9 protein-coding genes are annotated in these 15,137 nt (G+C 54.4%); 2 read left to right on the forward strand and 7 right to left on the reverse strand.

Features of this window, described 5'->3' with window-relative positions:
* Positions 1 to 267: 267 nt before the first annotated feature.
* Complete coding sequence (locus tag FHS27_RS20450) at positions 268 to 1,230, forward strand: 3'-5' exonuclease (RefSeq protein ID WP_184306703.1); 963 nt, start codon at positions 268 to 270, stop codon at positions 1,228 to 1,230.
* Here the strand turns inward: FHS27_RS20450 and FHS27_RS20455 are convergent.
* From FHS27_RS20455 to FHS27_RS20470, 4 genes are read right to left on the reverse strand one after another with little or no spacing between them, the layout of a single operon-like run.
* Entirely contained in the window at positions 1,214 to 3,565 is a 2,352-nt protein-coding gene (locus tag FHS27_RS20455) for a peptidase (RefSeq protein WP_184306704.1), read from the reverse strand. The genes FHS27_RS20450 and FHS27_RS20455 overlap by 17 nt on opposite strands.
* A complete protein-coding gene (locus FHS27_RS20460) occupies positions 3,562 to 4,959 on the reverse strand; it encodes a DUF1501 domain-containing protein (protein WP_184306705.1) in 1,398 nt (465 codons plus the stop codon). The genes FHS27_RS20455 and FHS27_RS20460 overlap by 4 nt, the downstream gene beginning before the upstream one ends.
* 23 nt (positions 4,960 to 4,982) lie before the next feature.
* Complete coding sequence (locus FHS27_RS20465) at positions 4,983 to 6,869, reverse strand: DUF1553 domain-containing protein (RefSeq protein ID WP_184306706.1); 1,887 nt, start codon at positions 6,867 to 6,869, stop codon at positions 4,983 to 4,985.
* A gap of 33 nt (positions 6,870 to 6,902) precedes the next feature.
* Positions 6,903 to 8,360: a chorismate transformation enzyme, FkbO/Hyg5 family gene (locus FHS27_RS20470; protein ID WP_221225259.1), complete on the reverse strand. Its 1,458-nt coding sequence runs from the start codon at positions 8,358 to 8,360 to the stop codon at positions 6,903 to 6,905.
* A 319-nt stretch (positions 8,361 to 8,679) separates the two neighbouring features.
* Here FHS27_RS20470 and fusA point away from each other — a divergent pair, with 319 nt between their 5' ends.
* Positions 8,680 to 10,728 (forward strand): elongation factor G, encoded by a 2,049-nt coding sequence (fusA, locus tag FHS27_RS20475; protein ID WP_184306708.1) that lies wholly within the window; start codon positions 8,680 to 8,682, stop codon positions 10,726 to 10,728.
* A gap of 112 nt (positions 10,729 to 10,840) precedes the next feature.
* Here the strand turns inward: fusA and FHS27_RS20480 are convergent, their stop codons facing one another.
* Genes FHS27_RS20480 through FHS27_RS20490 form a run of 3 tightly spaced genes read right to left on the reverse strand, consistent with a single transcriptional unit; the run spans position 10,841 to position 15,128 of the window.
* The gene (locus FHS27_RS20480) at positions 10,841 to 13,573 is read right to left on the reverse strand and encodes a protein kinase (RefSeq protein ID WP_315854638.1); all 2,733 of its coding nucleotides are present in this window, start codon (positions 13,571 to 13,573) and stop codon (positions 10,841 to 10,843) included.
* Positions 13,570 to 14,328 carry a uracil-DNA glycosylase family protein gene (locus FHS27_RS20485; protein WP_184306710.1) on the reverse strand — a complete coding sequence of 253 codons (759 nt, stop codon included), beginning with the start codon at positions 14,326 to 14,328 and terminating at the stop codon, positions 13,570 to 13,572. The genes FHS27_RS20480 and FHS27_RS20485 overlap by 4 nt, the downstream gene beginning before the upstream one ends.
* Positions 14,325 to 15,128 carry a hypothetical protein gene (locus FHS27_RS20490; RefSeq protein WP_184306711.1) on the reverse strand — a complete coding sequence of 268 codons (804 nt, stop codon included), beginning with the start codon at positions 15,126 to 15,128 and terminating at the stop codon, positions 14,325 to 14,327. The genes FHS27_RS20485 and FHS27_RS20490 overlap by 4 nt, the downstream gene beginning before the upstream one ends.
* Positions 15,129 to 15,137 lie beyond the last annotated feature (9 nt).

The following is a 15,137-nucleotide window of genomic DNA, read 5'->3' on the forward strand; positions in this document are numbered from 1 at the left end:
GTCATTATGACAAAACCGCGAGATGATCAGTGCGAAAGAAAAGACCGGCCAATTGTGACGCGATCGCAAGACCGAAGCAAGTTACGCGGGCTCAGGCCGGGTTGATTCTTGCAACCCGATGAAGTCGCCAAATCGATCGAACGCCTCGCTCGGCCTCCGACTCGTACGCCACCAGACCGAACGGTCCATTTTGATACAGCGCAAATATGTTAGGATTTGCAAGCAAACGTTTTTTAATGTGGGTTGAAACCCGAGGAATCGAGTCCGATGAGTGATGCCGTTGCCCATTTGATCTTTGACGTGGAGAGCATTGCCGACGGGGAATTGATCTCTGCGGTTCGCTATCCCGACGAAACATTGACGCCCGAAGAGGCGATCGCGAAATATCAAGCCGAACGTTTGGAACAAACCGGGTCGACGTTCATCCCTCACACTTTCATGGTGCCGATTTCGGTCGTGATCGCGAAAGTGACCTCCGACTTTCGCCTGCTCGACATCAAGTCGCTCGACGAACCGCATTTCCGACCACACGTCATGACCAAACACTTTTGGCAGGGCTGGGAAGCGTATCAAATGCCGCAGTGGGTCACGTTCAACGGGCGGTCGTTTGATATTCCGTTGATGGAACTCGCTGCCTTTCGTTTCGGGTTATCCATCCCCAAATGGTTCGACGACAGCGGATACAAATCACGACGCAATCGATTCAGCACTGGCTCGCATCTCGATCTGCAAGAGTTGCTCACCAATTTCTCCGCCGCCCGATTTAACGGCGGGCTCAACCTCGCCGCTCAATCGCTCGGCAAACCGGGCAAGATGGGACTCAGTGGCGATCAAGTCCAGGCCTACTACGACCGTGGTGATTTGAAAGCGATCAGCGACTACTGCCGTTGCGACGTTCTCGACACATACTTCGTGTTCCTGCGCAGCATGGTGCTGACCGGTCGCGCGAGCCTCGCCGACGAAACCAAATTAGTTGCACACGCACGGGAGTGGATCGAATCACAAGCGAAAACCTGCCAGGCGTGTTCCGACTACATGGACCACTGGTCCGAATGGAAAAACCCCTGGCAACCCGACGAAGACGCGACTCTCGCTGCGTCGACCACCCCTCCCGAACCGGCGGCTGATGAACCGACGGCCGAGCCAAACCCGGTTGCCGAAACCACACCCGCGGCTTCAGGAAACAGCGACGAAAACGCGAACGTGGAAAAAGCTAGCGACGATTCGTAACCTCAAACGGAATCGCCGGTAGATACCCGTAGTTGTTCCGTCGCGGTTTCGGTGCAGGATCTTCTTCGGTCGGCTTTGCCGTGATCTCTTTATAGACACTCAACAATAGATTGCCGCGATCACCCGGCAGGATGTGTTTCTCCTCGGCGATGGTTGTGTTGTCGACTGTCACCGCAATGGCATACCCGCCGGTGCGAGTCTTCACGACCGTAGCCGAGATCCCATCAAGCGGATCGGCAACTTCGACGAACATGATCGACGGGTCAAAGTTTTTCGACGTGGGAGCAATCGGGATGAATGCTTTTTCGCTGACGCTCAACTTCGCCGCCTCGGTTCCAGGAACGAGCGTGAACGGCATTCTCGCACCGCCTTTCCCATCGACCACAACGTTCCAATTTTCGACAGGAACGAGGTGATGCCAAATGAACGCCTGCATCATGTTTTCCGCAGGAACGGCCGGGCGAATTAACCCGTTGCCGCGACGTCCTCCTCGGGACACCCCCTGCATCTCTAACTGAATCGGTTCTTTGTTCCGACTGACTTTCGTTGAGGGCGCTAACGACAGCGTCATCGCGATGTGATCGACATTCCCCGGAATGACATTTCCGTCTATCCGAAAACCCTCGGGAGGTTCTATCAAAGACAATTCGATGTCTTCATCGAACCCATCCTGTCGCATTACGAAAACGTCAATCGGCACAATCTGTCCCGCCTTTGCAATGATGTTGGACGGGGTGACACGGAGATCATACGATGGCTGTGGTCGATGTAGAGACAGGCGATAGGTAAATTCACTACCGCCATCGTGCTGCGCATTGGTGATATACAAATAATGCTCACGACCTCCCGCGAGCGTCGCCGTCAAATGCGAATCCGCGTGATGGGTCTGCAGCGCCAACGTCAGGTCTTCATAGTCGTCATTGAAGGCCACTTCGTTCCCCTCGGCATCCGTCAAACGCAACATTGAATCGAGTGGCGACCCCAGTTGCCGCGCGGCCACCTCGGCGACCAAACGCCCTCCGCCCTCGATCCTGAACACATCCTCATCGCCGGGATAGTTGATGCGTCCGTTGATTGTACGTGGTGTCGAAATCGATTGTGCCTCTTTGCGAGTGTTGTTCGGCTCACGATCAAACACCTCAGGCCAAAACCCGATTTGCAATGGAAACTGAATCCCCACTCCGCCGGATTGCGTCATCCGACAACGCATGATTGGTCGATGCCTTTTGCGACTCATTGTCGAAACCGTCATACGATTGTTCGACAGATTCCAACCGCGGATTTGTATCGTTTGTTCTGAATCGACCGGCGCTCCGAGTGGAAAGATTCCGGTGACAAATGGGATCTCGCCGATGGTAAGCCGGTACACGAAATCTTCGCGACCACGATACAGCGAATCGCGAATCTCAATGATGTATTTGCCATCCTTGGGCACTTCGAAATACATCACCGGGTCTTGGCGAAATTGGAACGAATCGGAATAACTGACCTCACGTCCCGTTTCATCCGTTAACCGCAATACCGCCTGGAACCATCCCGGAACAGCATCCGCCAAATAAGGAATGACCTCTCGGGCATCGGCCTGAATCACGAGCTTCATGCCTTCGCGTGCCTGGAATGCAAATCGATCTGTCTCGCCAGGCATGACCTGTCCGTTAATCACGGTTGGCAACGTTTCCACCACCTCATCAACGGTGTCGACAAAGCTCACAATCTCGCTCGGCGGCGACTCGTTGACTTCACGCCATCTCCCCACGTGCAACCACAGCGGATTGGAAATCGAGGCACCGTCGATCAAACGCAACTCTCGTTTTCCGAACCCCGCGTTTGCGTCTACGGTCACACGCAAGCGTACCGTTTCATCGAGTTGCTCGTTCGGTTGCCGCTTGGGGTCTCGGTCCCGTCGACGATAGAGTTCCATTTCATGCAGTTGTTCCTCGGTCACCCCGGCATAGGTGGCGACTTCGGCTTTGCTCGGTGCCTCGCCACCTTCTCCGTTCAATTCCGCTTGCAGACGAATCTCGGCTTCTCGCAGCTTTCGATTCAATTGCGTGAATTCCCCTCGAGTCATCGGTTTGTACCAATTCAGTATCTCGATACTAACTCCTTCACCAGAGACAAAGAATTCGTCTGCGTTCTTAAGGTACTGCCCACCCAACGTGATTTCACACGACATCCCACGCTCACAACCGGCGGGATAGGCGTAGGCGAGATGAGGGCCTCGTCCACGACGTTGCGCGTGTACCGTGCTGGTCATTATCAGCACGAGAATGCAACCGACCACGACGGCGTTCCCATCAACTGCTTTCGACAGTACTGCCCTGAACACGTTCACGAGATCAACTCCGTCAAACGACCGCCACTTTCCAACCCTTCATCTTTCCCAGGGGTTGCTCTGACGAATTCACCCATCGGATGTGGCAGGCTCGCCTCGGGGTCAATGCCGAGCAACTCGTACATCGTTCCGATCAAATCACCGGGATAGACCGGACGATTCTTTACCGTTTCACCACGCGAGTCCGATTCGCCCACAATCTGTCCGCCCTTGAAACCGCCACCTGCGATCAAACTCGAGAAACAGGCGCCAAAGTGATGTCGACCACCATTCCAGGGCGATTCGGCCGCCACTTTGGGACTGCGTCCGAACTCGCCGATACACCATACGATCGTATCGTCGAGCATTCCCCGATCACTCAGGTCAGCGATCAAGGTGCCGAGACCACGATCGAGTTCAGGCAATTTACGCCGCATCGAGGCGAAGTGATCTTTGTGCGTGTCCCAACCACCATGATTGACTGTGACAAACTTCGAACCATTTTCGATCAATCTCCGTGCCGCGAGGCAGGATTGCCCAAACTTGTTTCGTCCGTATCGCTCTCGCATCTCATCGGATTCTTGCGCCAAATCGAACACGCGTCCCGCATCCCCCACAATCAAATCGTAGGCTTCCTGTCGTGCCAACTCCGCTGCTCTCAGCGATGCGTTTTTACCAACGACCTTATTGAGCGAATTCAGACGCCCTAGAAACTCACGCCGTTTTCGTTGCTGATTTTCCGAAAGATCTTTGCTGATGATTCCCTCGACCTCGAAACGACGCGCGTTCGGATCACCTCCGGTCGCGAACGGCTTGTAACGAATGCCCATGAATCCCGCTTCGGAGAACCGCCCCATCGGTTCCGTTAGAACGATGTAGGGAGGAATCAAACCCGCCGCTCCCGCTTTTCCGGCGGTCTCTGGAAATCCCTTAAACGCCGTTACGACCGCGCCCGCGGCGGGATAAACCAATCGCCCCGGCATGCGTCCCGTTTGCGTCAAATACGACGCCGTCTCATGACCGTTCTGGCCGTGTGTCATGCTGCGGATCAGAGAATACTTGTCGGCGACTTTTGCCAGTTCGGGCAACAATTCCCCGATCCGAATCCCGCTCACGTTCGTTTCGATCGGATGACTCAGAGGACCGGTATAGTCGCTGCCGGAATCCGGTTTGGGATCAAACGTGTCGGTATGAGTGGGACCGCCCGACAACCAAACCTGAATCACCGCTTTCGCCTTGGGAGGCTTGACCACGCTCGCTTTGGCTGCATCAGACAACTCTGCTCTCGCGGCGTCGGCGGCGGCGAGTCGTGAAGCGATCGCCAATCCGGCACCCGACAACACACTGCTATGCATCATCTGACGGCGGGTCAACGAAAGCCCACAGGTGGCGTGATCGCTGTAGTAGTGACGCATGATTTTTTCCTTGCGATGTTCACTCAGTGTTGGAACAAAAACTCATCGGTATTGATCAATGCCCACGCGAGTTCACGCGTGCCTTCGACGTCTTGGCACCATGTGTTCGCGATCAGCATCTCGTCTTCGGTCGGGTACCGTGAAAGGATTGTGAGATAGATCTGCTCCGCCTTTTGCGTCGTATTGATCGATCGTTTGGTGATATTGGCGAGCCCACGGCCCTTCTTCAGCTTGTCCCGAATATGGTTGGAATTGAGCAGGTGCAACGACTGCCCTGCGGTCAATTGATTGTTGCGTTCGGAGTGCATCCCCGTATCACGTGGTGGGCGTCCGAAAATTTCAAGAAAACTACTTGTGATACTGCCGTCGGGAATCGAGATCGCACGCTGCCGATCGGGCAGGAACGTGAACGGTTCGGGAATGATGCTCATGTAGGTTTCGGTTGTCCCGGTGATTTGGCAGATGGCATCGATCAAGACTTCCGCGTCATGCCGGCGAGGCATGTAAGACGCGAAATAGGAAGCCGCATGTTCGTCGCCCGATGGATCCACACACGACAATTGGTACGCACTCGAACGCAGAATCAACCGCAACAAACCCTTCATGTCGTACCCCGAACTCACCAATTCGTCCGCGAGACTATTGAGCAGTTCCTGGTTGGTCGCCGGGTTATCCGCACGAACATCATCAGGCGGATTCACAATGCCACGGCCGAACAACCAGAACCACGTCCGGTTCGCAATCGCTCGCGCGAACCATGGATTGTTCTCATTGACCAACCAATCCGTGAATACGAATCGCGGGTCAGTGTTAGGCGGAATTTCGAGGACACGACCGGTCGGCAGCATGCCTTTCCTCGGGCCGTTTCCGGAATCCCCTTGCCGTCGGTCAAAGTAAATAATTTCTTCTTTCCATTCGCCCGTCGGCTTGAATCCCACGCTGGCGAAAAACTGACTCATCCCGGCAAGCTTCTCAGGCGGCCACTTCTCAGCACGAGAGGCCATGAAGGTCAACGCGACCGTCTTCGCGATCGCCTCAGGCTCCTTGCTCTGCATCGCTCGATAGAAATTCACCTGCGGGGTTCGAAAGTTACTTCCCGACGACGTCAGCATTTCGCGAACGAACTGGTCATAGGGCATGTTGTCGCGAATCGCAGTGCGGATCCATCGGTGATAGGCTTGCGCCGCGTTGGGCCACAAATTGATCGGAAACTCCGCCTTGACTCGTAGCACGTCGCACCACTTCATCGCCCAGTAATCTGCGTACTCATCGCGTTGAAGGAGTTCATCAATCAACTTTGCACGTTTGCGTTCATCGTTATCCCGCAAGAACGCTTTCGCCTCATGAGCACGCGGTAACGTGCCCGTGACATCGATATAGACACGTCGCAAAAAGACCTCGTCCGAACACAAACCGGCAGGTTGTATCCCGAGTTTGAACAGTTTTTCAAAAACCGCATCGTCCACTCGGTTGTGACCGTGCAGCGGCATCGGACTTTCAAAAACGCCCACGAGGGTTTGTTCTCGAGTCGATTCTTCTCGCCGCGTCGTCAACACCGCAGGTTCCACGACATCACCTCGTGAACCACTCGAGGACAAGTCCACGACCGTCAAACCACTCTCCCGAACTTCACGCACGAAGGGCTTCGCATCAGGTGTGGTGACCTGCGAGGCCGAACCACGGGAATCGGGACGTGCGTCGTGAGCAACGCGCTCACGACGAGACTGGGACACTGCAGACGGTTCGACCGGAGTAGCAACCGACGACTCCACATCGCCTTTCACCTGTGTCATGGCCCAGAACAACACACCGGACAAGAGAGGCGGCACGACGGCGAGCATCAACAACCGCAACATCACCTGATGTCGGTGCTTTCGCTGACGAACTCGTTCGGTTCGAGTTCGGATCATGAGTAGGGTTCCTTCGACTTTGAACCTATAAAATCAAACCGACGTGAACGCGACACCTTCAATTTCGACTAGAAGATCTGGGCGACACACATCCGCATTCGCATAGATGATGGGGAGAGGTCCGAACCTTGCTTCGCAGATCGCTCGACACTTCTCGTAGTCTTTGGCGTGTTTGATATACACGCGCACCTTTGCTAGTTCTTGTAACGTGGCGCCACAACCTTTGAACCCATGCCGTGCTAAGTTTTCCTCGGCAATCAAACTTTCGATGTTGTCGATCGTTTGATGAGTTTGCTTTTCGATGTCTCCGATGTGAACACTTTCGGAATCGAGAATACTCGCGGTCCCAGAGATCCAAATTGTCGCATAGTCATCGACGACCACTGCCATCGCGCGAGAAAATTTAGGACTCTTAATCGAAAACCTCTTCTCGTAATCAAAAGCGGACGTTTGACCAGGGTTCTCCAGCGCAACTAAATGCACATCGGTCCGCGTCGATTGCAGTGCCATCGCACTGAGCACCAAACCGTTGCCTCCCGTTCCGATCCCGGTGCTCGCGGGGTATACGACACCTCGGTCGCTTGTTTTCATGGCCCCACTAGACGCTTTCGCGTCAAAGTAGTCGGTGCGTGCGCGGTTGAGTTCGCGATACCGTTCGACACCCTGTTCGGTTTCGGTGATCCCGCCTTGGTACAGCCAAACACGGGGAATTTCTGAAAACGTGACACCGACGCGATTCAACCTCCGATCGAGTTCGGAAAAACAGAACGCAGACTGTTCATACGAGTTAGCGGCAGACGGTGGCGGAGTGATCCCTGAAAAATAGATCCAACGCATCGCGTCATAGTCGACTGTCACGACGTCTGCGTCAGGGAACGAAACTTGAACCGACTCCCCCCCAATCGCCCACGCTTCGATCGCCAGCGACTGATTGCCGCAGGGAGGCTGGACGATATAGTTCGCCGCGGGCGTTTCTTCGCCAAAATAGGCTTCGAATAATCTTCGTATCGCAGGGATATCTTCGGCCGTGCGAACAAAGACCGTTTGCTGGACCATCTTCATCGGCACGGGCTGCTGATTCAAAATCACCCGGATCGTCGAGATCGCCTCCCAAGCTTGATCGATCGCGGTTCCGTGATTTTGCGGCGTGATCATCAGCGCAACTCGGTGCACGCCTCCAATATCAATCACACTGTGCTGCTGCTCGCTGAGCAGGCAGGGTGGCATTGCATTGTCACCGTTAACGAACTGTCCGTTGCCGATCGAACCACCCGATAGCATGCCACGTTTCGTGGAATCGACGCTAACCGTCGGTGAACATCGGCCCGTTTGAAGACATGTGCCTTGCTCGCCGAGCATCCGTTTCTCTGGATTCATCCGGTAACAAACGGCTCCATGATGATCGGGTGATTGCGGAGCGGTGCTCAGATCCGCAGCCTGCGCCGAAGCCCTATCACACGGTGTGGCATGCTCTCGTTTGCTGTCATTCATATCAAACACTCTCCGCCGTTGAGACGAGACAAGCTCGATCGATTCATTTCGAACAGGGAGGACACGTTGTCACCGTCAGCACCCCTGAGTCTAGTCCTGGCATCGATCGAAACGCAAACGAAACCCGTGCATTTCACACCCTAATTGCGTGCGTCGAATCGTCACGCCGAACGCGATAGAATGACGATTGCGTCGTTTCGTCGCATTGCCGTGCCGGCAGATCTTCAGTGCGGCCTCATCGTTAAGACGCTAGGATTCAGTTCAGAACTTTGGTACGCGAAAATCAATTTCAGTGATCAACGAAACAGGAACATGACTCATGACTTTCCCCACCCCCGATTCCATTCGCAACCTTTGTCTTTGTGGTCAAACCGGCTCGGGCAAGACCACGCTCGTCGAACGATTGTTATTCGAGTCAGGTGAAATCAAACGCCTAGGCGCTGTACAAGATGGCAACACGGTCAGTGACTATGCCGAAGAAGAACAACGCCATCATCATTCGCTGCAACCAAGCATCGTGCATTTCGATTACGAAGGGCATCATGTCAACGTCATCGACACGCCCGGCATGTCAGACTTCATCGGCCACGCGATTGCCTGTTTCCCCGCCGTTGAATCGGTGGTGATTATGATCGATGCGTCCAAAGGAATCGAAAGTGAGACGCGGCGATTGATGCGATTGGCAGCCGATCGCAAATTGCCGCGTATGCTGTTGATCAATAAGATTGATCTACCTGAATTGGACCTCGAACAACTCGTCGATGACATCCGGAATACGTTCGGTGACATCTGTTTGCCGATCAATATGCCGACGCCCGGATGCGGTGACGTAATTGATGTCTTCGAAACCGATGCGCACGACGCGACCGCGTTCAGCTCCGCCGAAACGGCCCATACCCGGATTGTCGAACAGGTAGTCGAGGTCGACGATCAGTTGACCGAAAACTACCTCGAGTCGGGTGCGGAAAAGCTCGATCCGAATCGCATCCACGTGGCGTTTGAGAAAGCGCTTCGAGAAGGACACTTGGTCCCGATCGTTTTTGCATCCGCAACAAGCGGGACAGGCATCAAACATTTGCTGCATGTCACAGCATCGCTATTGCCGAGTCCGCTCGAGGGGAACCCTCGTCCTTTTGTGCGAGGCGATGAACCACTACCAACGGAGTTTGATCCTGACAAACCGACGATCGCACACATCTTTCGCGTCGCGACGGATCCGCACATCGGCAAACTCGGAATTTTCCGTGTGCATCAGGGATGCGTGCGTGCCCGAGGAGAGTTGTATATCGATGACTTACGAAAACCGCTACGTATCGGTCACGTCATGCGACTGCAAGGAAAAGACCATAAAGAGACAGACGTGATCGGACCGGGGGAAATCGGTGCCGTGTCCAAGATCGACGAGGTTCACTTCGATGGCGTCTTGCATGATGAGGCAACAACAGAAAACCCGCCGCACCTCGTCCCGCTGGCACTCCCCAAACCCATGTACGGTTTGGCAATCGAATTGAAACGCCACGCCGACGAAACCAAGTTCTCGTCCGCGGTACAGAAACTGCAATCCGAAGACCCGTGCTTTCGTGTCGAACGCATCTCGGCGACAAACGAAACCGTCATGCGTGGTCTCGGTGAACTCCACCTCCGCGTCATTCTGGAAAAACTACAAACGCAGTACGGCATTGAACTCGAGACCGCACCGCCCAAGATCGCCTACAAGGAAACCATCACCTCACAGGCCGAAGCACACTACCGGCACAAAAAGCAGACCGGCGGATCAGGACAATTCGGCGAAGTCTATCTGCGTATCGCCCCTCTTCCACAGGACCACAAAACCGGGTTCGAATTCGAGAACAAGACCGTCGGAGGTTCGATCCCGAAACAATTCATGCCCGCGATCGAAAAAGGCATTCGACAAGTGCTCGACGAAGGTGCCATCGCGGGATATCCCATGTCGGGCGTGCGAGTCGAAGTTTACGACGGCAAACACCACGACGTCGACAGTAAGGAAATCGCATTCATCACGGCGGGCCGCAAGGCGTTCGTCGAAGCGGTCAAGAAATCTCGCCCAGTGCTGCTCGAACCGTTTGTCGACGTGGAAGTCAGCATTCCTTCCCAATACATGGGCGATATCACCGGCGATCTATCGGTAAAACGAGGACGCGTCAGCGACACGCAAGTCCTCAGCGACACCTGCGTGATCCGCGCAACCGCTCCACTGAGTGAACTGCAAAACTATGCCACCGACCTGAAAAGCATTACTGCCGGATCAGGAGCATTCACGCTGAGCTATTCACACGATGAACCCGCACCTCCGGCAGTCCAGCAGGACGTTATCGCCGCCTATCAACCGCAAGAGCAAAACGACTAACCGCCTGAATCAACTGTCGTCACCACGACAGTAAATTGACGCCTGCCGACAGCGCAGACGCGTGCCAACGGACACGAACGACCGCGACACGATTACCTCCCGCGAGTATTACTCAAGGGCTCGCCGCCAAATCACTCGTGGCAACGGGTTCGCGAAATTGGTCCACGTTGAATGGACGATTGACGATCGATTCGCCTTCACCGTCTGGATCAGGATCTTTCGATAAAATCATCACGCGGTGTGACTGCCGCGAGGTTCGACGACGATAGCTCTCTTTGTGACTCGTGTTGATGCGGTCACGTTCATCGGGAGACAATTTCCCTAACAGTTCGTCATCGAAATTGGCGATCAGCATCATGTGTCTTTGTTCGGTGAGAATCTGTCGAAGCTGTCCGATCTCAATGTCGCAATCCATCATCACAACGGTATGTAAGTAACGGGCATGAACGATCGCCTCCACCAACTCGTCACTCAATTCAAAACCGGAGACGTCGAGAACCTCGAGGCCACCGTGCCGGACCAATCGGTTCAACAACCGGTACGGCATCGAACTCCCGATGATCGACAACTCGGAAAGCTGTGAGAAGGAACTGATTTTCTCCCAGGCGGCGGTACTGAGTTCGACTCGGTTCAAACTCAACGAACGGAGACTCGCGAGCGACCCGAACCAGGCGACCGTTTCGTCACCGATCTCGGTATCGTCAACACAAATTCGTCGCAATCGTCCAAGACCACGCCACGCTCGCGTAACGTCGTCGTCCAGCTCACTACCGGGCACTTCCAAAGCCGTCAAAGCTGTCATTTTGCCAATCCGCCGCAGTCCTTTGCGTGACAACGATGCGTAAGCGAGCACCAACTGATCGAGGTCAGCACAGTCGAGCAACGTTTCGACAAGACGATCATCGACATTCGATCCCCCCGCGATGAACCGCATCAAGCCTTCGACTTCCTCGACACGGGCATCCTCCGGCCAAGGACACTCTACGGTCAAATCGACAAGATTTGGCACGTTGGTAATATGAAGATGTTCAATTTGGTCTTGGATCACAACTCCACTAGAAAGACGCGGCAGGTTCCTCAACCGCAACGAGGATAACTTTCGAAACGGCAGCGAACTGATTTCCTTAATTCGTTGATGATTACTCAGATGCAATTGATCGAGCCCCGAAAGATCAGCGGTTAACCGAGCGAGTTTTGGCAACTCAAGGAACCGCCGCAATTGCGGACGGTCGACGACGCTTTGGTGCAGATCCAATTCTTTGAGTGATTCGATCTTTGCGATCGGCTTTAGCTCCGCAGAACTCAATCCCGAGTTCGTCAACTTCAACTTCTCGAGCGACTGAATCTCTGCAATTCTCGAGAGTTCTCCACTGCCCAATCTCAATCGATCGAGCGTCAGCGATCGGATATCGGGCAGACGACATATTTCGTCGATCCACTTAACGGAATGTTCATATCGCTCTGGCGTGCTTTCCTTCAGGTAAACCGGCGAGAAAACGGAACGACCAATAATGACTTCACGGAGCCGGGTCATGCCTGACAATCGGAGTTCTTCCAAGTCCTCGGCATTGCATTCGATGCGGGTCAATTTGGGCAAATGCTTTAGGTTCACGACTTCCCAGCGAGGCAACAGGAAATTTGACGTGTCGCGAGGACTACCGAACGGGATATCGAGCGATTCGAAAAGGTTCTCCAACGCGGGAAGCCCAATCGCGTGGAGTGAGTATTGCTGTGGAGCGGGCAGATAGATCGACTTCAAAACGGGACACGCTTCCAAATGCAGTTCGATCGTCGCATCGGACGGTCGGCGTCGTGATCGTTCCAACGCCACTTCTTCCAGCACGCTCCAATTGCTCAGTTCCAACCGAACCCGTTCGCTCGTTCCTGGCGTCGGCAACCGCAACGTACGTACACTCGACGCCCAACCGGTTTGCTTGAAGTCGCTGAACGCAAACGAAGATCGAGAAAAATCCACGCGTTCCAAATTAGGCAATCGATTGAGGTTCTCCAGATCCGTTTTCTCGAGACGACACCGTCGCAACGCCAATTCACGAAGCTGTGAATGATCCGAGAGCAACTTCACCGCCTCGGTGCTCATGGAACAACTTTCCAACACAACCTCGGTCAGTTCCGTGGCCTTGCTCATACGAGCGAAGTCATCCTCTTCCAACGTCGACGCGATAATCCGTATACCACGCAGCGTGGAAAGACTCAGGAGTTCATTCAACATCGCTGTTGAAGGCCGATAGACTTCGACGTCTCGCACCCTCAGAAACGCTCGAAACAACGGCCGGGGTATCCGAGTCGCCAGCCATCTGGGCAACTCCGCACTCAACGAACAGTGACCAAAATGCGAGGTGCGCACCGCGATCCGCTGATGCTGCGTCGCGGTCATGGATGAAAGTAAATAGATCAACGCGGGGATCAGTAACGCGAGCCCCGCGGTCGTCGCGTCAAACCGTAGACGTGCACTCTTTGGATTCTTCGACAACGATATCTGTCGGTATCGCCGCCTTGTGTAAAGCCAGAGTAGTGCCATCACGACCAGACCAATCATCACGTTGATGATTAGATTTCGTTTGGATTCATACAACAGTGACGGCTTCTCCGAAGAGACCTGTGAGAGTAACCGAACTCGATAATTAAGAGGCCACCCGGTTCGTTCAATCGACTTGGTCGACCCCAACATCCCCGAGACCCCGGCATCCGCGATGCGTCCCTCCCGAGCCACCAGCACTCGCACGTGCTCGGACGGCAGGTTGAGAACCACCAACAAAACGGCGGCCAAACTGGAAAACAAAATGCAGTTCACCGTCGAGCGGCGTTTGGCAAGTTGATCGTTCACCACACACCTAACGTCTGGAGTTGCGACGAAGCGGTTCCTGCCCAGTCCCGATTGGCAGCAGGGGATGCCGGACTGGGGTGCAAAATCCGAGCGATCGTCGCCGACGACTGCTCATCATCGACGACACGCTTCAGGCAACCTTCCGCAAAAGCACCAACGCCGATCAGGTGTTTCCACGGCAACAAATCGATCACCTCTCGCAAGTGTTCGTCACAGCACTGTTGAAGGGAGTTGCGTTCTTCGGCGGGCAATTTATCGGGTGTTCGGTTCCGGCCACTGGCTTCCATGAAAACCAGAGGGCAATAGTTCAATACAAAGTGTTTTTTGAAGAACGCGGAAGGCTTTTGAAAGCGTTCCTGCATCAACCCCCACAATCGTCGACCGCTGACTTCACTGCGCTGACATTCGAGTCCTTCGATGGGCCGTTTCGGGTGTTCCGATTCGACGCTGCCGACGACACCTTGGATCCCCATCCAATCGCGAACCGCCGCAACCTCACCAAAAGGCACTCCCGTCTGAGCCATCCCCCAAGGTCCAGGATTCATCCCCAGCATCAACACCTCCGCCTTCGCCGACACCTGTTCGATGTAAAGGCGATGGAGATCCCACGCATAATCGAGCGGGTTGTAGACGTGCGTGATGGGTTCATCGAAGTTCAGTGAGTTGACCTTCTCTCGCAACCGTTGAGCAGCGTTGCAGAGTTGGTCGCGCACGTCGCGATTGGTGGTGCGTCGTTTCGTGGCGGGACGGTTCATGTTGGGGGTTCTTTCGATTGCTCGGCGATTGCCGTGCGATGCGCAGATTGCTGTTCGAGGATCATGATTTTCTGCCATATCTTTCGTGACAACCCCGTACTGAGCTGTTCGACGTCACTGACAGAGGCGACGGATTCGGTGTCATCAAAATCACGCACATAGAGCGCCGCAATCTTCCCCGTTAGCGACAGCATTTCGCTGCAATAGTCCAAATACCGATTCAATTCCAACGGAGTCATTTGTTGACGGGGTGAATTCGTGGTGCTTTTCCAAATTTTCAAAACCCGTTCAGGATCCTTGGTCAACTGATGCATATCGATGATATGGCAGATCGATCGGAGTTCATGGATCGCGGAGAGCGCGCGCCGTCGTTTGATGCGAGTTTCCAACGACACGAGAAAGTAGATCGCCGCACCGAACAGCAACAATACGTTCGCACCGGCCTCGGCGGTCGTGATCAGATCGGTCAATTTCTGGACTTCATCTTCGATATCGTGCCCCGCCGCCCAAAAGCCCAAAAACCAAAGAAACAGAATCACCGAAGCACACGCGAGTACGTAGCCACTGATTCGGATCATGAAGATGGGTTGGCCGATGCGTGAGGAACGCTCCGACGCCCGCCGTGCGACGTCCAACAACTCGCCGCATAAACAGCACAAGCCACTGTCGGGGAATCGCTCGCTGATCCGCCGTTGCAATCGGGCGATCGTTTCGATGATGCAGTCATCCCGAAGCACTAAACCACTGACACGAGATTCGCGTTGATGCAGCGTGTTGAACGGACGAAGAAATGCTTGCATCTGTTTATG

The organism is Aporhodopirellula rubra, assembly GCF_014192335.1.
GTDB lineage: Bacteria > Planctomycetota > Planctomycetia > Pirellulales > Pirellulaceae > Rhodopirellula > Rhodopirellula rubra.

Coding starts and splice junctions, on each gene's coding strand:
- FHS27_RS20450 (WP_184306703.1), top strand. CDS start 268: ATGAGTGATGCCGTTGCCCATTTGATCTTTGACGTGGAGAGCATTGCC.
- FHS27_RS20460 (WP_184306705.1), bottom strand. CDS start 4,959: ATGCGTCACTACTACAGCGATCACGCCACCTGTGGGCTTTCGTTGACC.
- FHS27_RS20465 (WP_184306706.1), bottom strand. CDS start 6,869: ATGATCCGAACTCGAACCGAACGAGTTCGTCAGCGAAAGCACCGACAT.
- FHS27_RS20470 (WP_221225259.1), bottom strand. CDS start 8,360: ATGAATGACAGCAAACGAGAGCATGCCACACCGTGTGATAGGGCTTCG.
- fusA (WP_184306708.1), top strand. CDS start 8,680: ATGACTTTCCCCACCCCCGATTCCATTCGCAACCTTTGTCTTTGTGGT.
- FHS27_RS20485 (WP_184306710.1), bottom strand. CDS start 14,328: ATGAACCGTCCCGCCACGAAACGACGCACCACCAATCGCGACGTGCGC.
- FHS27_RS20490 (WP_184306711.1), bottom strand. CDS start 15,128: ATGCAAGCATTTCTTCGTCCGTTCAACACGCTGCATCAACGCGAATCT.